Source organism: Paenibacillus sp. 2TAB26 (assembly GCF_052115145.1).
In the GTDB taxonomy this organism is placed as follows: Bacteria; Bacillota; Bacilli; order Paenibacillales; family Paenibacillaceae; genus Pristimantibacillus.
In genome coordinates this window covers 1-21,660 of sequence record NZ_JBFRGC010000021.1, presented here as the reverse complement: position 1 = coordinate 21,660, position 21,660 = coordinate 1, and the positions used below count along the sequence as shown (strand labels likewise).

The following is a 21,660-nucleotide window of genomic DNA, read 5'->3' as shown; positions in this document are numbered from 1 at the left end:
ATGATTAGGATTAAGAAGTATTTTGCCGTCCTTATGACGGTTATTCTGCTATTGCCAGCCGGCTTGGCAAGCAAGCCTTTAACTGCGGAAGCAAGCTCGAATGACGCCGTCATTCGAGAGGGTTCCACCTTTTTACTGGATTTTCAAGCCGGTATGCTGCAAAACGGAATTTATCATGACGGAAGCAGCTCTGCCTTCAAGTTCTCAGGAGATACAGCACATGTAGCCTTGAGTGGCGGGCAGCTTGCTGTTGGGCCAGTAGAAGCTTCAACCGTAGGTGTATTTGATTATGGTTTCAACGGCAACCCTACTCATAAATACGACGATTTTGAGATTTCCTTTGATATGACGGTTACGCATAGGGAGCTGAATAAACAGGCCGGTATCCAGTTTCAAAAGCAGGCTTGGAGCGATGGCTGGGACTCGCAGCTGAAGACTCATATCAGCTATGATGCAAAAATGAACTTTTTTGAAGGGAGCACCTCTATTGCCAATACGGGTAGCGGGAAGTTCCGGGCGATAAAGGATTATGGCGTACCGTCGTTAAACCGCGATGTATTACCATGGGAAACGTTTCGCGTGAAGCAGGTTGTTGATGGCGACCGTGTTCTTACTTATTTGAATGGTTCTGCAACGCCTATTGTCGATGTCATTCGATCCTCCGAGGCACTGCCAGGATTCGTTGGTGTATTTGCCAATGCCAATGTCGGATTCACCATGGATAATTTTCTATTTAACCGCTTAACGCCTGAAGCAGAGCGTGAGGTCTTAGGACTGGCAGGCGATACAAACGGCTTTTATCTCTTTATTCCCGCTTTAAATGAAAGCGTTTCCAAGTTTAAAATCACTTATCAAAATGTAACCGACAATGGAAGCCCGCAGTCCGTCGAATATACGGGACCGAGAGATCAATATATTTTTGTTGACGGTTTACATGCAGGGAAGGATTACAGAGTTAAGCTTACACCCGTCTATACGAGCAGCAGAACGAATGTGGATACGGAGATTACGATGTACAAAAGCGGAACCGTCTTTGTAGGGGCTCCGCTAGAGACCCAATTGAAGGTATCCAGCGGCGATACTTTTTTCGGACAAACCAAGCAGGTTGAAATTTCCGTCATTGGAGCCGATCAAATCCGATATACGCTGGACGGTTCGGAGCCAAGCTTTACCCACGGTACTTTGATCGAAGGCGATATTATATTTAATGATTCGATCGTAATTAATGCTACCACCACGTTGAAAGCTATCGCACTGTTAGATGGTGTGWTCAAAGACCAGAAGCAAGTAACGTATACAACAGGAGTAAATCCGGTTTCTCTAACGAATTCAGCTATATTTCATAATTCTCAGACCATTTCTATACAATCGTCGTTCGCAGATTCGCTGATCTACACAACGGATGGAACGGAGCCGCTTTATGATTCGGCTACGGATACGGCGTTAAATGGAATAGCTGTTGCTGCTTCAACAGTCGGGCTGACCGTAACGGAATCAACGTATATGAAGGTAAAGGCAGTAAGGGGGAAAATAACGGGAGCTGCTGCTTCTGCAAAGTATACGAAAGTTCCACTGCTTGCAAATCAGGTTACCGATTGGGATTTCACAAGCGGCGCCCTGCTGTTCGCGGAGGAGCAGGATGGGCTTTATGGCAAGCCGGCTGCCCCTTGGTCGAATCTGCTCGGCTGGGATGTGAATTCGGATACAGGCGTTTGGGCGAATCACATTGATGTGAATCAAGTTTATCGGAATTCGGAGGGTGTTCATCTATTTACAACAGATGAGCCGATCGGGGCTTCTACATCGAATCCAACATTCTATTTGGAACCGAACAGCGCAGGTTATCCAAATATTCCATCTGAATACCGTTATGTCAGCATAACGATGAAGGTGAACCACACCGCCAATGCTGCTATTTATTTCGGGACGGATACGGGAGCAGATACAGACAGGCTGAGCGAATCCAGAAAAATATCGTTTCGCAACACCGCTGCAGAGATTCCGGAATTCCAAAATTATTTGATAGATATGGGCGAGCATGCAGGCTGGACGGGGAACATCACTAAGCTTCGAATCGATCCGATGGCCACCTATCCGAGCATGAAGGACGGCATTGAGATTGTAGTCAAGGAAATCAAGCTGTTGCGCAAGCAAGATCTTTCTCCTGAAATTCGGTTGACTACGTTTCAAACCTCGGTCCACGAAATCGTATCGCCGGGCGATCAGTTTGTCATAAAAGCTGAAATCGAAAATATTGGCGCCAGCATAGCGGGACTTGACTTGCAGCTAAGCGCTCCGGATTTTCTTGAAATAACGCCAGTATCAGGTTTTGATCTCACTGCGCTATCGGCAGGGGAGTCCGCACAAATTGTCTATAATGTCAATGTGCTGGATACAGGGGCTGGCGCAATCGCTTTTTCGGTAAAAGGAAATGGCATCGAAACGACGAGAGGCTTATCCCGCATATTCAGCTTGCCAGCAACACTGCCCGGCAGTGGACAGCAAAGTGACGTCATTATCGGAAACGGAGAGAGGCGATTGGTCTTCCCAGCTCCGAGCCATACTGGTTTGGAGGGCTACGGCTTCGGCTGGCTGGAGGCGAAACGCGATGGCGTATGGAGTAGAATCGCCGTTATGCCTTCTCTTGGAAGCGTTCAAGAAATAATAGATGACGAGCTTATAGTAAAGGAGCTCTATGCAAGCGGTGCTGCGGGCTCCAGCTTCCCAATATCCTTCGAGGCTTCCGATGGGGCATTATGGTCAGGAACGATTCAAGTTGAAGAGACTGCCTCAGGGAATCTGGAATTGGAGCACATGCTGCAATCGAATCAGGCAAGGAATATTGCAGCCATTATTGGGCCAACGCTGCTTCTTGGCGAAGCAGGTGTTCCAGCGCTCGATCCGAACTACGGGGTCATTCGTTCAATGACGGATGTGCAGGGCGATTATATTAACGAAGCGCTGTTTCCTGGTCTGGAGTGGCTGGACGATATGATCAATAATAATCAGTCCTCGAGTACCGATGCTGTCATCGATAATGTAGACGCTTATCGTTATGTTCCTCATCCGCGCAAAATTACGGTGCCGTTAATGGCCGTTCGAAAAGGTGAGCTGATGTTCGGATTAATGTGGGATGCCAGGCAAAAATGGGACGGTATAAATGATCAACCGTCCGCATTTTTTGGCATACCCAATCGCCTTGAACGAGGCGAAGACACGATTTCTACCAAACTAAGCTTATTTATTCCTTCGATCTTTAAAGGGGGCAATGAAAATGCGACGTTTGCAACCGGCATCCCGACCTTTTACGATAAAACAACAGCTAGCGCCAATAATGAAAATCCGATCCGGCATTCTTACTTGTTAGGCGCTAACCAAGCACTAACGCTCCAATCGCAATTGTTTGTTAAGGAAGGGACGGAAATGTCCGCGACCATTGAAGAGTGGACGCAGGAGCACGGACTTGCAGAGCCGCTCCCCTACGCACATGGAACGATGCAGCAGGAAAGCGAAGCTATTCTGACCAGCTTTGAGAATCTATGGTCGCCCTCTGATCATAAATGGATGAATCGTATCGGGCCTGCGGCGACGCCAATGATTACATCTGCATTTATTACACCATATGCCCTATTGAATAAATACGCCGCCGCCTCCTACCAAAACATCGCGAAGCAGCGGGTTCAAACAGCAATGGTTGGGTTAGGCAGCAATTATTCTGCTTATGGCTACATTCTTCCTTTCTATCTGGAAGGAATAACCGCAAAAACGATGGAGGCTATGCAAGGCGTCAATGTAGATTCCTTGATCTCAACGGCGAAGCTCGTAAATCCCGCTGATGTAACGGAGGGCATCTATTGGGATTACGAAACCTTCATTAAACGCAAAGGATTTCCAACGAGTCCTTTTATCGGCCAATTATCGGACGTAACGGCGGGATCAAATGCCGAATTTTTGTTCAAAATGCTTAGACATGCTCGGCTGACTGGCAATGAAAATGCGACAACTTATGGCCTTGCCGGCTTGAATTATATGAATGACAGCTTTACGATGCCTAGAGGCTCGCAGTCATGGGAGCTGAGAAATATGATTCCTGAGCTGGGAACGGCGGCACTTGCAGTAAGAGCCAATGTGGAAGCATACACACTGACGAGCGAAGAGAAATACTTGGAAAATGCGAAGCTGTGGGCGGGAAGAGGACTGCCTTTCATTTATCTATGGAGTGACGGAAGTTATGGCATAGAGAAGGCTGACGGCAACGGAGGTTTTTTTGGCAGCCATACATTTATGGAATATTCGGCGATCGCTTCCTTTGGGCAATCCATATATCGAAGCAACGGTATGCCGCTTCCTTCTACTTGGTTCGGACGGCCAGTCCAGTGGTCTGGTCATGATTACGGGATAGCCTTAATGGAGCTTTATGAATCTATGAAGGCATCTGATTTATGGGAGGAATATTTGGAAGCGGGCGGAATGGACTACCGTAAAATTAGCGAAGGCTTATCCGTCAGCGGGTCAAGACAAACGACTGCAGCCGATAGCCGTTACCCTACCCACTTGTATGATGCTGCAAGTTTGCTGAAATGGGAAACCTCAGACTACCTATACCCAAATTACCAAGGTGCTGAACTTCTTAGCCTGCTTATGGGAGAACGTACAAATCCGGTAACGAAGAAGGTACAAATCGGAACGCATGATATTCGAATAAGCGCTTTGGCTGATATCGAGCTGCTTGATGTTCAGTCGGATCAAATGAGCCTGCGACTCCGATTCCCAACTCCAGGCGAATATACGGTGTTTTTGCAAGGAGTTGAGGCTGTTGGAAGCGTTGAGCTTATACAACCGGAACTAGGCTCGGCGGTAAAATCATTTGCGTTTAGGCCGACAAGCGGTTATGGAGAAATACATGTAGTGGCAGTGGGCGATACGGAGGTGGAACTTGCGCTCACCTCACTTGTTGTTCATAGCTAAATGTCGGCAGCAAACCCCCTCAGGAATATTCAGGTATAAATAGTTATTGAAGAGAGACTTCAAGGCAGCAGATGCCTTGGAGTCTCTCTTATTATTTATTTATAAAATTCATTAGGGACAAAAATCAATAAGCCTCGAACTCCTATTCCTGAAGGAGCTGATCTTTATAATCTGTAGGGGATTTACCTGTAACGAGCTTAAATACTTTGGTGAAATAGTGCCGATCTGTATAACCTGTAATTTCAGAAATTTCTTTTAGAGGCATCTCAGGATGAATTCGCATGAGCTCCTTCGCTTTATTAATGCGGAGAGTAGTTAAATATTCGACAAAGGTTTCTCCATGATGCTTTCGAAATAGATTTCCTAAATGGGTGCTCGAAATTTGAAATCGATCCATAATATGAGTCATTGAAATCGTTTCGCTCAAATTCGCGGATAAATAGTCGGAGATTTGTTCAATTAATCGGACTCCTTTGTTACTGGCGGGGTCATGGTCTTCAAATCGGAAAATATGCGATAGCAAGTTCCAGATATCCTCAGCAGCATTTGAATAGGAGTAGGCGGATTCAATGATTTCCTCCATTTCTTTCTCCGTTGTGATACTTGTGAGGGGTTCTAATGTGCGGAAATGCTTTTCTAACCATTGAACCATTTGCTTGCCATTTCTTTGTATATAGAGGTTCGGACAGGAGTGCTCCTCCCACTGCTCAAACCAATGGAAGATCATTTTTTTTAACAGCTTCCAATCCTTTTTATCCACCGCAATAACAATTTTCTTCTCATCGGTGCTGCTTAGGAGCAGATTGAGTTTTTCTAAAGCGGGTTGTTGCTCAGATAAAAAGATCGTCTTGGATTGTCCAATGACCAGTTGATGGTACAGCTCATCGTGAAGATGGTTCGCAACCTGGTGAAGCTGCCTGATATCGTTAAAGCTTCTGCTAACGGCGATGGAAGGGTGACTGCCTGAACCGCCGATCATCAGTACAATTTCCTCAGCAAGTTGTTTAATCCTCTGGTCGCCGCATTGATATAATCCGAGGATAATAAATCCCCTTTTGAAATCATTTCTTGAAACGATCCAAGCCTTCTCTTTCTTTAGCAATAAAGGATTCGAAGATAGTTTGTTTTGGATTTCTTGCTCCGTCAGAGTGGGACAACGAGCTTTATCTTGTGAAAATGTAGGCTTATTAAAGCAAAACACATAATAGCTAGAGAATGGAAAGCACTGCTGTAAAGTGGTTTGGATACTTTCCTCTATACTCTTGTTTTCGAGCAATTCATTTAATAAAGATTGCTGCTGAAGATAGGTATCCAAGCTAATGCGTGTATTCGTCTTATCTAATAATTGTTCGATGATTGTAGGATCAACCGGCTTGACGAGGTAATCCTCCACATTGGCCCGAATGGCATCCCGGGCATATTCAAAGGAAGAGTAACCGCTCACGATTACGACAATGGTATGAGGCCAATTTTGCCGAATGATGGCTGCAAACTCGATCCCGTTCATGAGCTGCATCTTGATGTCGGTAAAGATTAAATGGGGTTGAACGGTCGGTATGGCTTCCAGTGCCTGGCTAGCGCTAATACATTGGGCGACAATCTGGGTCTGCTCTCTTTTGCTAAAGTCGCTGTTTTCAATTACTTCTTTAAGATGATCCATGTAGAAGGGTTCATCATCAACAATCATAATCCTCATGGCAGCCGCCTCCATTACATGATACGTTAGGGAACTTATGTTAAAGTTTGATGTAGCCATGGAAACATACATAGGCTCCGCAATCCTCGTTATTGCCGAAGGAGAATTGATATTGCTCCTTGAACATGAGCTGAAGTCTAGCAATCGTATTCACTAGGCCCATTCCTCCAATTGAAATAGGCTCGTTTAATGTTTGATTATTTTGAATGCGTTCAAGATAGCCTTGAATGTTGTGCTTCAACGTTTCCAATGAAGCAGGGTCAAACCCGACACCATTATCACTGATTCGTATCTCCCACTTATTTCCGATTATTTTACCGATAATTTGAATTTTCAATTGCTTATCGCTATCCGATAAACCATGCTGAATGGCGTTTTCTATAATAGGCTGAATCATTAATTTGGGGATTTGAATATTTAAAAGCCATTCAGGAACTTCTATATCATAATGTAGCCGGTGTTGATAGCGAGATTTTAATAAATCCAAATAATGCTGTGCAAATTCTAGCTCCTCACTTACGGTTGTGATCGACGAGCCGGAAGAAATCGAATATCGTAAAAATTGAGATAGTTTTCTACTTGTGTCCGATACAGCCTTTTGCTGGCCTCTATCTGATAAAACAGTAATGACACCTAACATATTAAATAAAAAATGAGGATTGATATGAGCTTGTAGCACATCGAATTTAGCTTGCATTTGCAAGGTTCGGAATTGAACAGTCTCCTCAAGACTATCTTGTAAACGCTGGTTCAAGGCTAGAAAGGAACGGTTAATAATTTCGATTTCACCCATATGAAATTTATTTTCAATAAAGGCTTGATTGGTCTCACCTAAATTAATAGAATCAATCGCTTTTTTTAGCTTTTTAAGAGGATGCGTTAAAATTTTGGCGAGAATAAAGTAAACAAAAACCGAGATCGCAATAAGGAGTAGAACGCTTATGATCGTGACATTACGAAATAAGAGCAATGGCGCAAAAAGTTGCGACTTTGGAATAATGGCTACAATCGTTATGCCTGTTTTCTCAGAGGTCTGATACATATAGAAATCATTAGTCCCCTTTTCATTCGTTATGAAGCCGTTCCCTGTATTCCCATTGCCAACCTGTTTAAGGATCGAGGCTAGTTTGTTGGATGAGGGAGGTGTAGACGAATAAAGAACCTGGTCCGCTTGTACAATCATAATTTCTTTATCCTGCTTCGAATCTAATTCCTCTACATGCAATAAATCCGAAGCTTTGAATTGGATTTCAAGAAAACCAACGGGATGCGAGTCCCAGCTGATCTGACGCAGAAATGAAAAGACGGCTTCGGAATCACGGGATAGCCATCTGTCCTTCTCCGAAAAATTCAATAAGGAAGAGCCCTTCGCAGCTTGAACATTCTTAAATCCATCATTCGCAAGGATGGTTTGCATAATATCTACGTCAGCTTCGTTAGTTGAGTAGAAGTCACCTTTTGACGTAAACAAATTAATCCTATGAATCGTTTGATAGACGGCAGCATTCAAGTAAAGGGAGTTTTGAATGGCCTTTTCGGACTGTAACGTTTCGGTGGGACTCGTATTTTTGAGATAGGCGATAGAGCTTAAATATTGGACGGCAGTATAGCTGGAATTGTCACGATTAATATATAGCTGGGTGGTTACGTTGTTATTAATGGTGGAATAAACATCCAGAGCATTGGAGTAACCGCTTACAAGCTTGTCCACATTTTCTTTTAAATTGGTTTCAATATTATTTTTCAAATATACATACATCGGAGTGCTGATAATGAGTGCAATGACGATGAGGACAAGCGAATAAGTCACATATAATTTCGTTTGTAAATTTTTGAAAGACAGCATAGACGACCTCCCCGTTAAGTATAACACATTAAAAATGCAGCCTTGCCCAGTGTGAAATATTTCCCCTAGTACTTTCAAATTCGCCATTTACGATAAGAAGCAAAAAACATAACATTGGTTTTGTAAGCATTTACATCACAAATTTGGAGGAATGAACATGAGGGGTCTCACCACAAAGAGAACGCTGTTATGGATAGTAACGGTTCTTACCATGCTTGTTTTAGCAGCTTGTGCAGGAACGAATAGCAACAGTAATTCAACGGATACGCCGTCAGAAGCCAGTGCAGCTCCAACCTCGGAAAATGTTTCACCATCAGCACCGCCAGAAAAGATTACTCTAAAGGCACTTATGCATACGAGTTGGTTAAAGGGCGGTATGGAAGCGGTTCTGAAGGACTCTGCAGAGAAGGTCGGAATCACTTTAGAGATTGAGAAGCTTCCTGAGGGCGCAGATGGGGATAATTTAATCAAAACCCGGTTTGCCACGAATGATAAGCCAGATCTGTTGTTCTTCTATGGAGGCGTTAATGAGGGCTACGGCTTAGGGAAACCGGAAGAGCAGTTCGTTTCACAGGAGGATCAGCCTTGGATGGCTAACTTCGATAAGAAGGTTTGGACAGGTGCATTCGACTCGGCTGGAACATTTTATGCGGCTCCTTACGGCGGATCTAATATGGCGGTTATGCTGTTTAACAAAAAGGTTTTTGAAAGCTTGAGCTTACAAATTCCAACGACGATGGATGAGTTCTGGGCTGCTTCTGAAGTAATCAGCAAGGCAGGCAAAGTCCCAGTATACTTGTCCGCCAAAGATGCTTGGACATTGCAAATTCCAACCCATCAGTCCGGTGCGGCGCAGGCTGGCCTTCAGGAATTAACAAACAAAGTATTTTCCAATAAAGCTACGTTTTCTAATTTTGATGCTCAAAGACAGGGGATGACTTTCCTTAAGGAAGTTGTTGATAAGAAGTATGTAAACAAAGATTATTTATCGGATACTTATGATAATGCACAGAAGGCATTGGCAAATGGGGGTGCAGCTATGTATCCAATGGCTACATGGGTCATGACCGATATTGCGGCCAAATACCCTGAACAAACGAATGATATTGGAGCATTCCTTATTCCCTTTAATGGTGGGGGCAAGGACGTTGCTGGGGTATATGCGCCTAATGCTATGTATGTCGTGAAAGGAAGCAATCAAGAGGCGGCTCAAAAATTCGTCAACTACTTTGAATCCGTTGAGACTCAAAATATTTATTTCGGCGCAGAAGGCGGTATACCAGCCATCAAGGGAGTTACGAATACACTTCTGACACCTGCTGAGCTTGATGCACAGAAGTTTGGAGAGGAAGGAAAAGCTGCTCCAACCGGCGTTAATCCTAGCGAAGGCATCCCTGCCTATGGATACGGGGATTATCCAGCATTCCTGCAGGATTTAGTAGCAGGCGCGAAAACCCCAGAGCAGGTGCAAGAAGCGGAACAGAAAGAATTAGTGAAGAACGCTAAAGCTAAGGATGATCCGAACTTCAAGTAAAGCTTGCTAGAAATAGTCGATATGAAAAGCAAATTTGGAGAGTGTTTCTGAAATAGAGAAACTCTCTCTCTTTTTTGGAGGGCAAATAAATGCTGAAGCGTCATTACTACAGGTACTCAATGCTAGCTCCAGGACTTTGTATATTTTTAATCTTTTTCGTGTGGCCAGCGATTTCAAATTTTTTCTATGCCTTCACGAATCTAGACGCCACCTTTCATTACACACGGCTCGTTGGATTTGAAAATTTCATATCCCTATTTGATGATTCGAGCAATTCTATTGCATTTAAGAATACTTTTATTTTCACAGTGGTCACAACAGTCGGTAAAGTCGGACTTGGGTTTATATTAGCTAACTTTGTAAACCAAAAGCTAAGAAGTACAAATTTCTTGCGCTCTGCCCTTTTCTTTCCCGTCATACTAAGCCCGATTGCAGTATCACTGGCATTTACAGCCCTATTTCACCCGAGCCGGGGGTTTATCAATGTGTTATTGGAGAACCTTCATCTTGGTTTTCTAACCCAACAATGGCTTACAAATAGCCATATCGTGATGTATTCCATCTCCTTTGTTGAAATATGGAAGTGGACGGGATTAACGGTCATCTTGTTTCTGGCAGCACTTCAGACCATTCCGAAAGAGATGATTGAAGCCGCCAAGATTGACGGAGCAACAAATTGGGAGCAGAAGAGGCATATTATATTCCCGATGATTCTCCCCGTTGTGAATACCAACATTATTATTTCGCTCATTGGCGGATTAAAAGTATTCGATATCGTTTATGCGCTTACTGGAGGCGGTCCAGGGAATGCTTCTAGCGTAATTAACACAATGATCTACAAAAGTTTCTCGCAAGGAAGAAATGGGGAAGCGACTGCCGCTAGCTTGTTATTGTTTGTGATCATTCTCGTCCTTGTATCCATAACGAACAAATATCTAAATAAAGACAACAGAGGGTGAGTGGAATGCGAGTATTGCGTAAAACATTATGGGAAGCTCTATCTGTGTTCATTAGCTGTATCATCGCCATTCCTATCTACTTGGTCGTTGTGAACTCCTTCAAAACACAGGCGGAGGCTTCAGATTTAGGATTATCCTTCCCGACGAAATGGAACCTATGGCATAACTATTCAGATGTGTTCGTAAATGCCAAGATTCCTCAGGCATTATGGAATACAACGATTTTAACCGTCATTAGTGTATTCTTTATCGTTATTTTCTGTTCACTGTCCGCTTATTTCATTCAACGGAGAGATAACCGGGTGAGCAGGCTGCTGCAAACGGTTATTATTGCCGGCTTAATATTGCCTTCCTCCATTATTACGACGTATATGCTGATGTTTGATTTGCATCTGGTTCGTACTTATTTAGGCGTGATTTTGCTTTATATTGCTGGGAATTATGCTTTTCTAACCTACGTATACATCGGTTTTTTTCATAGCATTCCAAGAGAATTGGATGAAGCCGCAATGATTGACGGAGTTAGCCCTTACGGATTGTTTTGGAAGATTATTTTCCCATTGCTGAAGCCGGTAAGCGCCAGCGTCCTAATTATTGCATTTATGTCGGTATGGAATGACTTCACTACCCCGTTTTATTTCTTAAATACGGCGAGCCGCTTCACCTTAAGCTTGACCGTATACTTTTTCTTTGGTCAGCATTCCTCGGATTGGAATCTGGTTTTTGCTGACTTGGTTATGGTATCCATGCCGGTCATTCTATTGTATCTATTCTTGCAAAAGTACATCGTTGAAGGCTTAACGGCAGGGGCAGTGAAAAGTTAAATGGGAGGGTGAGGTTTGCTAAATGTCAGTGCATAACGTGAAACAAACAGCGGAGTCACTCGTTTTTGTGGGGCAAGAAAAGCAGCAGCTGCGATTCCACCCGATCGTCAAAGGAAGCTTGAGCTTAAGAACACATACGAATTCCGAGCATGTGAAGTCGGTTAGTTATAAAGAAGGAAAGGATTTTATTGTTGATTATGAAACTGGGCTGATTGCAAGAACGGTCGCAAGCAGTATACGGGATTGGGCTGACCATGTATTCTTTCAAAACCTGAACTTCGATCATCATTTGTTTGAGGAATACAGTAATCGCAGTTTCACTGTATTTATAGACTACGAATATGAGAGGGAGCAACATCAACATCAATTAAATGCCGGAATGAGCTTGGGGGCTAGTCGTTTATTAAAAAACACGATGAAAAAGCTTAATGCCGGACAAGAAGCTGTTTATGTGGTTTTTGGTGACAGCATTAGCGAAGGCGGAGAGGCAAGTGAGGATAGCTATACTTTTTATCAACGTTTTGCGCATCGGCTATCTGCTATAAGCTCGAGTGGAAACCTTCGCGTTGTTAATAAAGCAATCGGAGGAGAGACAAGCACGGGAGGCGCAGCCCGCATAGAGCAGGATATTGTGTCTAATCAACCCGATCTTCTAACGATAGGGTACGGGATGAATGATCAGAATCTATTCGAGGGAGAAGTGGCAGTACCTTATGCTATTTACGAGAGTAGTATTCGAACGATTATAGAATCTAAGATGCGTAGCTGTGAAACAGATATTGTGCTTGTTACGCCTTGCGAGCCAAATCCCTTGTGGAAATATACGAGTGGGCTAATGGATGGATACGCTGAAGTTCTTCGTCGCTTGGGGAAGGAATATGATATCGGCGTTGCAGATGTGAATGAGATTTGGAAACAAGAATTACGAGCAGGAAAAACGCCAGAGAGCCTTCTGCTCAACAATATTAATCATCCGAATGATTATGGGCATTGGCTTTATTATCAGGCATTTGAACATCTAATAGAAGGGTGATGCTGTCTTATGAAAGCTTTGCAAATTACAGGAGCGAATACGTATACCATCTTAGAACATGAAATTCCGGTACCTTTTGATGATCAGGTATTGGTAGAGATAAGACTGGTGTCAACTTGTCCTCGCTGGGATATGAATATGCTGGCTGGCCGCAATATGTTTAATTATAATGAATCTCCCAATTACCCATTACCCCCGGGGTTTCCGGGACATGAGCTGGCTGGCGTAGTCAAATCGGTGGGAAAAAGCGTGCGTACGCTGAATGTGGGGGACCGTGTGGCTGCCCTTGAGCATTTGGATGGTAACGGGGCTTATGCGCAGTATTTATGCTTCCGTGAAGAGGAGCTCATCAAACTGCCAGATCATATCTCTGATAAACAAGCAGTATCGCTTGAACTATTGAAATGTGTAGTAATTGGAATCATGCAATTTGGCGATCTGCGGGGCAAATCTATCGTCGTGTCCGGTCTAGGACCTGCGGGAATGCTGGCCATTCAGGTGGCGCGCCTATGGGGGGCTTCACGTGTTATCGGAGTAGATATTAATGAAACGCGAGTACGACAGGTTCGAGAGCTTGGACTTGGCGAGACTTGCCTTGTCGATGAGCTGCAGGGTCAACAATTCGATTTAGGCTACGATTGTGTCGGGGCGGCCGCTTCTGTGCAAAATCTGATTGAGTACGTAGATGAACATATCGTTATATTTGGTGTTCTTCGCGGAGAAGTGAAGTATCCGGAGCATCTGTGGTACAAGGGAATGAAGCTGGAATCTTATAAATACCGCAATGTTGGTCCAAGGGATCATGAGCTGCTAATCGACCTGGTGGGAAATAAGAAATTAAACATGGAATGTTTGCAAACTCATCATTATACGTTTGATCGGTATCAGGAAGCCGTTGATTTATTAAATAAGCAGGAAGCGATTAAGGTATATTTTTATCCACAAACCGATTTCGATATTTAAGTCCAATATACAAGGCGGAGGGGATCTGGCAATGAAAGGCTATGGTGTTGTATTCGTTGATAAAGGCAAGGTTGAATATCAAGAGGTAACCGTTCCTGAGCTAGGGAGTCGTGATATCGTCATCGACGTGGAGCATTCTTGGATTAGTATTGGAACGGAATCTTCCTTCCTAAAGGGCGAACGAATCGCGGGAGAAGTCCCATACCTTGAGGGTGATGCTTTGCCATTTCCACAGATCAACGGCTATCAAAAGGTCGGTAAAATTAGAGCGTTGGGTGATCAGGTAGAGGGGTTTCAAGCAGGTGAGCGCGTATTTGCCACGGTAAGCAAAGTAAAGGGAATGGCATTTAGTGAAGGAGGCCATGTCAGCCCAGCGGTAACGGACGTTAACCAAGTATGGAAAATTCCAGACGGGATGAGCCCTGTGGCGTTTGCTGGGCTTGTGCTTACACAAGTTGGCTATAATTGCGGCTCTCGGCCACCGGTGAAGGAAGGGGATCAGGCCGTCGTTATTGGCGACGGTCTTGTCGGCCAGTGGGCAGCTCAAACCTTAATTCACCGGGGGGCTAAGGTTGCCGTGCTGGGCCGACATGAGGAGCGGTTAGCGCTTCTCCCGGATGAGGCACTCGCGATTAATACGTCCAAGAACGACGTAAGCGGGCAGCTTTCTTCACTGCATGCCGATCTTTCCATTATTGTGGATACGGTAGGCTCGCTCGCCGCGGTTTATGAATGTCTTCCCTACTTGCGTCATAACGGACATCTGGTCTCCGCCGGGTTCCTAGGGACAGATGGCAGAATTGATATCCAATCTCTGCGGGAGAAAGAAGTTACTCTTCACAATCCTTCGGGATGGGATAACGAAAGAATGAATGCAACGATTCGTGGAATAGAAGAAGGCTGGCTGCAGACAGAAACACTCATCACGCATCAGTTTCCAGCGGAGCAAGCTACAGAGGCTTGGAAACTAATTTTGGATAAAAATAAACCCTGTCTGGGTGTGGTTTTGAACTGGGATAGGGGGCTTTAACATGCAAAATTTTCATCTCATCTGCAATGCCCATCTGGACCCGGTATGGCTTTGGGAGTGGGAGGAGGGAGCCGCAGAGGCTATTTCTACCTTCCGAGTTGCCGCTGAACTGTGTGAGATCTTTGATGGATTTATTTTCAACCATAACGAGGTTACGCTGTACAAATGGGTAGAGGAGTACGAGCCCGAGTTATTCGTGCGTATTCAGAAGCTTGTTCGGGAGGGAAAATGGCATATCATGGGCGGGTGGTACTTGCAGCCAGATTGTAATATGCCATCAGGTGAATCTTTTGTTCGCCAGATGCTCCTCGGTCGACTCTATTTCAAAGAAAAATTCGATTCCTACCCCACGACCGCAATTAATTTCGATCCGTTTGGACATACGCGGGGACTTGTACAAATTATGAAAAAATCGGGCTTCGATTCCTACCTATTTTGTCGTCCTGATCCGGTTAACTGTGAGCTGCCTGGAGAGGATTTCATTTGGACTGGCTATGATGGTTCAGAGATTATTGGGCATCGTGCGCTTGAGATGTACAATTCCCCCAAAGGTCAGGCCGATCATAAAGTGAAGGAGTGGCTGGAGAAAAAACAGCATAACCCTGTTGCTTCCTTACTCTGGGGAATTGGCAATCATGGCGGAGGGCCATCCAGATTGGATCTCGTTCAACTGCAGGAGTTGATTTCATCCAGCCAGGATACTCAAATCCTGCATTCCACCCCGGAAGCTTATTTCCAAGAATTAAAAGAGAGTGGTATAGAGCTTCTTCATCATAAATCGGATATTAATCCATGGGCGGTTGGATGCTACACTTCACAAATCCGGATTAAACAAAAGCACCGGCTGTTGGAAAATGAAATTTATATGTTGGAAAAGATGGCTTCGCACGCTGCTCTTCTGAGTCTAACGAGCTATCCCTATGATGACATTCATGAAGCTTTATGTGATCTCATGGTCACGGAATTCCATGATGTGCTTCCGGGTTCTTCTATTCAACCCGTAGAGGAGGCTTCCTTGCGTTTAGTTGATCATGGACTCGAAATCATTTCTCGATTGAAAGCCAAAACCTTCTTTGCGCTTGCCAAGGGACAACGCAAAGCGGATGAAGGCGAGATTCCTATTTTGGTTTATAATCCGCACCCGTACCCTATCTCAACCATCGTGGAATGCGAGTTTCAATTATCCGATCAGAACTGGAACGATGAGTTCTCACTTCCTGTTGTCTATCAAGAGGGAGTTCGTCTTCCATCACAGGCGGAAAAGGAGCAGAGCAACCTTAATTTGGATTGGCGTAAACGTACCGTATTTCAGGCCGTTCTCGCTCCAGGCCAAATGAATCGTTTTGATGTTCAATTGGAAGTTTTACCGAGAAAACCCGAGCTGGAACTTAAAACTCACAATCATCGCATAACGTTTCAAAACGAAGAAATGGAGGTGATTGTTAACTGTAAAACCGGATTAATAGATCGTTATCGGGTGCATGGAATTGATGCGGTAAAACCTGGAGCATTCATGCCCTTAGTTATCGAAGACGATGATGATGCTTGGGGAATGAACGTACAAAGCTTTCGCCAAGTGGCAGGCGTGTTTGCATTAATGTCCGCGAGTGAAGGGACACAGTTCTCTGGGGTGACGGAGCAGATGCTGGAGTCTGTGCGTGTTATTGAAGACGGAGAAGTGAGGACAGTCATAGAAGCTATCTTTCACTATCATGATTCTTTTGTCGCGCAAACCTATAAATTGCCTAAGAGCGGTACTCTTATTGAAGTGCAGCTCCGCGTGCATTGGAACGAGAAAAGCAAAATGCTGAAGCTTTCCGTTCCGACCCCTTATGAGCAAGCAAAATATCAGGGTCAAGTGGCGTATGGTATGGATGATCTGCCTTCAGATGGTAAAGAGGTTGTCGCCCAAAAATGGACAGCTGTCCATGATCAAGAAAATGATTTTGTGATGATCGAAATGAATGATGGAACGTACGGTTCTGATTATGCCAATGGGGAGATGCGTCTTTCGTTGCTTCGCTCTCCAGGCTACACAGGGCATCCGATTCATGATCGAACGATCATGCCGCAGGATCGTTATTCCAATCGAATCGACCAAGGAGAAAGAGTGTACCGTTTCTGGTTTAACGCGGGAAAAGCTTCAGAGCTTCTGACGACTGTGGATCGCGATGCGCTTACGGTTAACGAAAAGCCATTTGCGCTCTCCTTCTTCCCTCCTGGAACCGGACAACGACCAGAGTCATCTCTGATCCTGAGTGATTCGAGCATTCTAGTAACGGCATTCAAGAAAGCGGAACGATCCGAGGATTATATCATTCGTTTGTTTGAACCGACGGGCCAAAGCAGAACGACAGAGCTTCACATTCCTTCATTGAATATGAAGCAGGTAATCACACTAGGAAAGTTTGAAATTAAAACGTTCAAATTAAACGTGACAGACAAAATACTGTCAGAAGTAAGCATGATGGAGTCAGAAGAATAGGAGCTGTGATGGAATGAGCGGTTCTAAGAACGACTTATATGGAGAAGATCCAGATATCGGAAACTGGTATCGTGAGAAACAAAAGATCGAACTCGATCATCTCATCAAGCGAATGCGTGCAACTGGGAATCAGAATCGGGCGGAGTTCTTCCGCCCGGATACCTCATCGATAGATACGTACGAAGCGGGACTAGAACCCTATCGTGAGAAATTCAAAGCGATGTTAGGATGGCCGCTGAGTGATCCAGCGCTAGATTCATCAATACCTATTGCTCGGGTTGAATGGGTTGCCCAAGATCGTTTAAGCAAAATTTACAGGGTTATGGTTGAAGGGGAATATGGTCTGACGACGTACGGCCTGTTATTCCTGCCACTGACGGAGGGGCCTTTTCCTCTCGTGATTTCACAGCATGGAGGAGAAGGCACGCCGGAATTATGTTCCAGTTTCTATGGTCCCACGAACTATCATGATATGACGCGAAGAGTACTTCAAAGGAACATCGCTGTATTTGCGCCACAGCTTCTGCTCTGGAAGGAAGGGGAATACGGTCCTCCGTATGACAGGGCGTCTATCGATAGACAATTAAAGCAGGTGGGCAGCTCTATTGCTGCGGTGGAAATCTATAAAATTCAGCGGAGCTTGGATTATTTATTATCACGGAATGATATCGCCGCTGACCAAGTCGGTATGATTGGTTTATCCTATGGCGGGTTTTATACCCTCTTTACAGCAGCAGCGGATACTCGTATTAAGGCGGCGTATTCATCCTGCTTTTTCAACGATCGCTTTAGGTATGATTGGTCTGATTTTACTTGGTTTAATGCTGGCAATAAGTTTCTAGACGCAGAAATAGCAGGATTAATTTGTCCGCGATTTCTGCATATTGAGGTGGGTAAAAAGGATGAACTGTTCCACTATGCACATGCGCTTAAAGAGCTTGATAAACTAGCCGTGCCTTATGGGCAGCTGAATATCATGCATCGATTGTCGAGAGAAGTAGTTGATGGAGCTCATGAGCTGGATATTAACGATAGAGCAATGGAGTGGTTTTGCCAAGCGGTCCGAATGTGAAATATTCCCCCTGCAACTTTCGAATCCTCCATTTACCGTATGGGGCTGAAATCATATCATGGTTAATGAAAGCGCTTTAATAAAAGGAGAGGGGTTTTAATCATGAGGAGCAAGAGGTTTAAGGCTTTTAAAAAGGGGATGACATGGACGATTGTCTTTCTCTTATTATTTTCAAGCTTACCGGTCATATCGAATGGCGCAGCTTCAAACGAAAGTACTTTAAGGGATACTTCTTCAGGGGCGGATGCTTACTTGTGGACAGAAGGGGAAGATTATTTATCTGTTTCTCCAGGGGGTTATTATCGGAATGATGAATCGCAGGCAAGCGGAGGGAAATACCTCGCCTTGCATACGAATACGCCCGATACATCAGCGACTGCGGAGTATCAAGTCGATATACCAGAAACCGGAAGCTACGATATATGGGTGCTGGCGACAGGTATGAGTCTTTGGATGTCCGCTTATAGCTGGAAGCTGGACGAAGGCATATATCATTCACCTCCCGTTGTCACGGAGGGAGCTGTCTTCGCTTCGGAGGGGATGCCCTTTTATTGGCATCAACTAGATAGCACCGAGCTGACTCAGGGGCAGCACAACCTAGCATTTTTAACAAACGCTCCTCGGCAGGGGGCGAACGATAGTCTATATAATCAAGGCATCGATGCGATCGCCGTCGTACCTGTTGATTGGGAATGGCAGCCGGATGGTCTGAGTAAACCAACGGCTCCCATTGTACCTGAACCGTCAGACGAAGAAAATTATTTATGGATGGAAGGAGAAAACGCTCATTCTGCACAAGGGGGTTATCATGGAGCGGCTGAGTCACAGGCAAGCGGAGGCACTTATCTCTTGCTGCAAACCAATACACCAGGTACCTCGGCAACTGCGCAGTATCAAGTGGATATACCAGAAACAGGAAGCTATGATATCTGGGCGTTAGCTACGGGGCTGAGCATTTGGATGTCTCCTTGGAACTGGAAGCTGGACGAGGGCTCCTATACAACCCCGCCTGTTGTGACGGACGGCTCCATCTTTGTTGCTGAGGGCATGCCTTTCTATTGGCACAAATTAAGCAGCGCGGATCTGAGCCAAGGACAGCATGACTTCACGTTTTTAACGAATACGCCAAGACAAGGAGCAAGCGACGGTTTGTATAATCATGGCATCGATGCAATCGCCGTTGTGCCTGCCCTTTGGGGGTGGCAGCCGAATGGATTAAGCAAACCTTTTGATAAGGCAGCCGTTAAATATGAATACGTAACAGGCGCGTTAGATAAATCGTTGGTGAATCGAGAAGAGCAAGTAGGCGTTACGGTTACGAATAAAGCCATTGCCCCAGTCAATGCAAGCCTTAGCTTCTTCGTTGAATTAGTATATGAGGGGGAAGTTGTATCAAGGGCGGTTAAAGAGTTTAATAAAACATCTTGGACGGCTGGTGAGGAGCATACGGAAACGATTCAATTAACGGTTCCGTTTAATGCTCCAAAAGGAAAAAACGAAATCCGTACCGGCATTGTAGATATTTCTTACGATAATGCAGTTAATGGCGAGAAGTCGGTTAAAGTAGGCCATTTGAATATTGAACAAGAAGAAACGAATGCTGCGGTGCCGATGCTAAAGGCAACGATAGCTAATCTGCAGGTTCAGCCGAACCAAGCCAGCCCTAGATCCTATGCAGGAAATGTAACGTATGCTTTGAATCAAGCCGTAGATTTTGATACGACGGGATATTTAAGCCTTTATAAGGGCGATGTGCTTTGGTATGTTGCCGAGATTGCAGCTGTGAATACTTCCGAGCTCCAGGCTAATGTGGAAGCTCAGGCATCGTTTAGTTTTACACTGCCTGAAGGAGTGCCTGCTGACAGCTATACTGTGGCATGGGGTCTCCACAAATTGCAAGCAGAGCAGGAAACAGCGGGGCAAGTTGAAGTGACAGTCGCTGCGTCCAATACGGACTACAAGCCATTAACACACGGTACTTTTACCGATGAAAAGCTGGGACAATCTCATTTCTGGTATGCTAACCAGTCGCATACGATGATTTGGGATGGTAAACCATTCGTACCGATCGGTGGTATGTTTACTTCGGATTATTTGCTCTTTTACTCCAAAACAGATCCTGCAATCAATAAAGCAAATTGGGATAAGGATGTTGAAGTACTGCAATATATGAAGGCACATGGGGCAATGGATATGTATATCAATACGGCTGTCATGGAGGTTCCGGCATGGGCATGGCAAAAAATGCTGGATTACTTAGACCAGGAAGGCTTTACTTATGGCCTGCAGGTACAAGGAGCCCAAGGGTTGACCCTTTCCGCTTATATGCCTAGAGCCTATGAAGGAGCGGGCGTGCTGAAGAAAGAGAATATCGTGGATAGCGGAGAAGTCACCTTAACGGTACCCACGTTTCAAATTTCAGGTTATGTGGATGCGATGTCGGCGCTGTATGTGGTCATGAATCCGACGACAGGCGAGGTTATTCAATCCGGTGAAGAGAATATTCGCAAAGTGGATTCAGCTACGCTCGAGCTGCATGCAAATGTTGTTCTTCCGAGTGCGAACCAAACGGCCTATACCGTTTATTTTACACCTAAGGTTAAGTACTCTGGCCATACTTTAAGGAATATTTGGGATGCAGGAGATTTGATTATTAATAGTATGGTAGACACGCTTAGCAAGGTCACCTGGGGTCCCAATTTCAGACTGTTTGTTGATCCTGTTACGAACGAATCAGGAATATACAACGGAGATGAAGGTTATCTGTTTGACTCCCCCATCTATAGTTCACAATTTGTAGATTGGTTAAAACAGAAATATAACACATTGGATGCCTTAAATGAGGCTTGGAAAATGAGCAGTCCTGTTGAATCTTATGAAACAGCGGCGCGTTTAGTGCCCATTGTACGGGGAGAAGGATCGGCTGCTTGGAACAACCAATTGTATTTGGTAGACAAGGGAAATCCAGGTTCTACGTATGCAGCGGATGCTTATCGCGGCGTTTTATGGGATGATTTTGTCGATTTCAGAGAGGGTTCCTATAACGACTATCTCATGAGATTTTCAGATGCGATTACAAATGTCGTTGATGTACCCGTTGTATTTAAGCTTTCTGGAACTACAAGGAAATACTTTATTAATGATAAGCAGACTGGAGGGTTTGCTGGCGTTGGAGGCGAGATCTACGGCGATAATGAATATCTAATTAGAGAAAGATCGGGTTATACCTAGAGAAAGATCGGGTTATACC

12 protein-coding genes are annotated in these 21,660 nt (G+C 44.7%); 10 read left to right on the top strand and 2 right to left on the bottom strand.

Features of this window, described 5'->3' with window-relative positions:
• Positions 1–4,968 carry an FN3 associated domain-containing protein gene (locus tag AB4Z50_RS22960; protein ID WP_441882581.1) on the top strand — a complete coding sequence of 1,656 codons (4,968 nt, stop codon included), beginning with the start codon at positions 1–3 and terminating at the stop codon, positions 4,966–4,968.
• A gap of 142 nt (positions 4,969–5,110) precedes the next feature.
• Here AB4Z50_RS22960 and AB4Z50_RS22955 read toward each other — a convergent pair whose 3' ends face one another.
• Together AB4Z50_RS22955 and AB4Z50_RS22950 are read right to left on the bottom strand one after the other, a co-directional pair.
• Complete coding sequence (locus AB4Z50_RS22955) at positions 5,111–6,664, bottom strand: response regulator (protein WP_441882579.1); 1,554 nt, start codon at positions 6,662–6,664, stop codon at positions 5,111–5,113.
• Positions 6,665–6,704: 40 nt separating this feature from the next.
• Positions 6,705–8,510, bottom strand: a complete 1,806-nt coding sequence (locus tag AB4Z50_RS22950) for a sensor histidine kinase (protein WP_441882577.1) — start codon at positions 8,508–8,510, stop codon at positions 6,705–6,707.
• 157 nt (positions 8,511–8,667) lie between these two features.
• Between AB4Z50_RS22950 and AB4Z50_RS22945 the strand changes: the two genes are divergently transcribed.
• The 9 genes from AB4Z50_RS22945 to AB4Z50_RS22905 all read left to right on the top strand — a co-directional run bounded on the left by AB4Z50_RS22945 (position 8,668) and on the right by AB4Z50_RS22905 (position 21,641).
• Positions 8,668–10,044: an ABC transporter substrate-binding protein gene (locus AB4Z50_RS22945; RefSeq protein WP_441882573.1), complete on the top strand. Its 1,377-nt coding sequence runs from the start codon at positions 8,668–8,670 to the stop codon at positions 10,042–10,044.
• An 89-nt stretch (positions 10,045–10,133) separates the two neighbouring features.
• A complete protein-coding gene (locus AB4Z50_RS22940) occupies positions 10,134–11,003 on the top strand; it encodes a carbohydrate ABC transporter permease (protein WP_441882571.1) in 870 nt (289 codons plus the stop codon).
• Between the two features lie 5 nt (positions 11,004–11,008).
• Positions 11,009–11,827: a carbohydrate ABC transporter permease gene (locus tag AB4Z50_RS22935; RefSeq protein WP_441882569.1), complete on the top strand. Its 819-nt coding sequence runs from the start codon at positions 11,009–11,011 to the stop codon at positions 11,825–11,827.
• A 22-nt stretch (positions 11,828–11,849) separates the two neighbouring features.
• On the top strand, positions 11,850–12,860 hold the full coding sequence (locus tag AB4Z50_RS22930; RefSeq protein WP_441882567.1) for an SGNH/GDSL hydrolase family protein: 1,011 nt from the start codon (positions 11,850–11,852) through the stop codon (positions 12,858–12,860).
• A gap of 9 nt (positions 12,861–12,869) precedes the next feature.
• Positions 12,870–13,823 (top strand): zinc-dependent alcohol dehydrogenase, encoded by a 954-nt coding sequence (locus tag AB4Z50_RS22925; protein ID WP_441882565.1) that lies wholly within the window; start codon positions 12,870–12,872, stop codon positions 13,821–13,823.
• Positions 13,824–13,854: 31 nt separating this feature from the next.
• Positions 13,855–14,853 carry a zinc-binding dehydrogenase gene (locus AB4Z50_RS22920; protein WP_441882563.1) on the top strand — a complete coding sequence of 333 codons (999 nt, stop codon included), beginning with the start codon at positions 13,855–13,857 and terminating at the stop codon, positions 14,851–14,853.
• Position 14,854: 1 nt separating this feature from the next.
• Positions 14,855–17,338 carry a glycoside hydrolase family 38 C-terminal domain-containing protein gene (locus AB4Z50_RS22915; protein WP_441882561.1) on the top strand — a complete coding sequence of 828 codons (2,484 nt, stop codon included), beginning with the start codon at positions 14,855–14,857 and terminating at the stop codon, positions 17,336–17,338.
• A 13-nt stretch (positions 17,339–17,351) separates the two neighbouring features.
• Positions 17,352–18,410 carry a dienelactone hydrolase family protein gene (locus AB4Z50_RS22910; protein ID WP_441882559.1) on the top strand — a complete coding sequence of 353 codons (1,059 nt, stop codon included), beginning with the start codon at positions 17,352–17,354 and terminating at the stop codon, positions 18,408–18,410.
• A 102-nt stretch (positions 18,411–18,512) separates the two neighbouring features.
• On the top strand, positions 18,513–21,641 hold the full coding sequence (locus AB4Z50_RS22905) for a hypothetical protein (protein WP_441882557.1): 3,129 nt from the start codon (positions 18,513–18,515) through the stop codon (positions 21,639–21,641).
• The last annotated feature ends 19 nt before the right edge of the window (positions 21,642–21,660 follow it).

What these genes read in the sequence shown, in the direction of transcription:
- AB4Z50_RS22920 (WP_441882563.1), top strand. Translation starts at nt 13,855, where the DNA reads ATGAAAGGCTATGGTGTTGTATTCGTTGATAAAGGCAAGGTTGAATAT.
- AB4Z50_RS22945 (WP_441882573.1), top strand. Translation starts at nt 8,668, where the DNA reads ATGAGGGGTCTCACCACAAAGAGAACGCTGTTATGGATAGTAACGGTT.
- AB4Z50_RS22925 (WP_441882565.1), top strand. Translation starts at nt 12,870, where the DNA reads ATGAAAGCTTTGCAAATTACAGGAGCGAATACGTATACCATCTTAGAA.
- AB4Z50_RS22910 (WP_441882559.1), top strand. Translation starts at nt 17,352, where the DNA reads ATGAGCGGTTCTAAGAACGACTTATATGGAGAAGATCCAGATATCGGA.
- AB4Z50_RS22940 (WP_441882571.1), top strand. Translation starts at nt 10,134, where the DNA reads ATGCTGAAGCGTCATTACTACAGGTACTCAATGCTAGCTCCAGGACTT.
- AB4Z50_RS22915 (WP_441882561.1), top strand. Translation starts at nt 14,855, where the DNA reads ATGCAAAATTTTCATCTCATCTGCAATGCCCATCTGGACCCGGTATGG.
- AB4Z50_RS22955 (WP_441882579.1), bottom strand. Translation starts at nt 6,664, where the DNA reads ATGAGGATTATGATTGTTGATGATGAACCCTTCTACATGGATCATCTT.
- AB4Z50_RS22935 (WP_441882569.1), top strand. Translation starts at nt 11,009, where the DNA reads ATGCGAGTATTGCGTAAAACATTATGGGAAGCTCTATCTGTGTTCATT.
- AB4Z50_RS22905 (WP_441882557.1), top strand. Translation starts at nt 18,513, where the DNA reads ATGAGGAGCAAGAGGTTTAAGGCTTTTAAAAAGGGGATGACATGGACG.
- AB4Z50_RS22930 (WP_441882567.1), top strand. Translation starts at nt 11,850, where the DNA reads ATGTCAGTGCATAACGTGAAACAAACAGCGGAGTCACTCGTTTTTGTG.
- AB4Z50_RS22950 (WP_441882577.1), bottom strand. Translation starts at nt 8,510, where the DNA reads ATGCTGTCTTTCAAAAATTTACAAACGAAATTATATGTGACTTATTCG.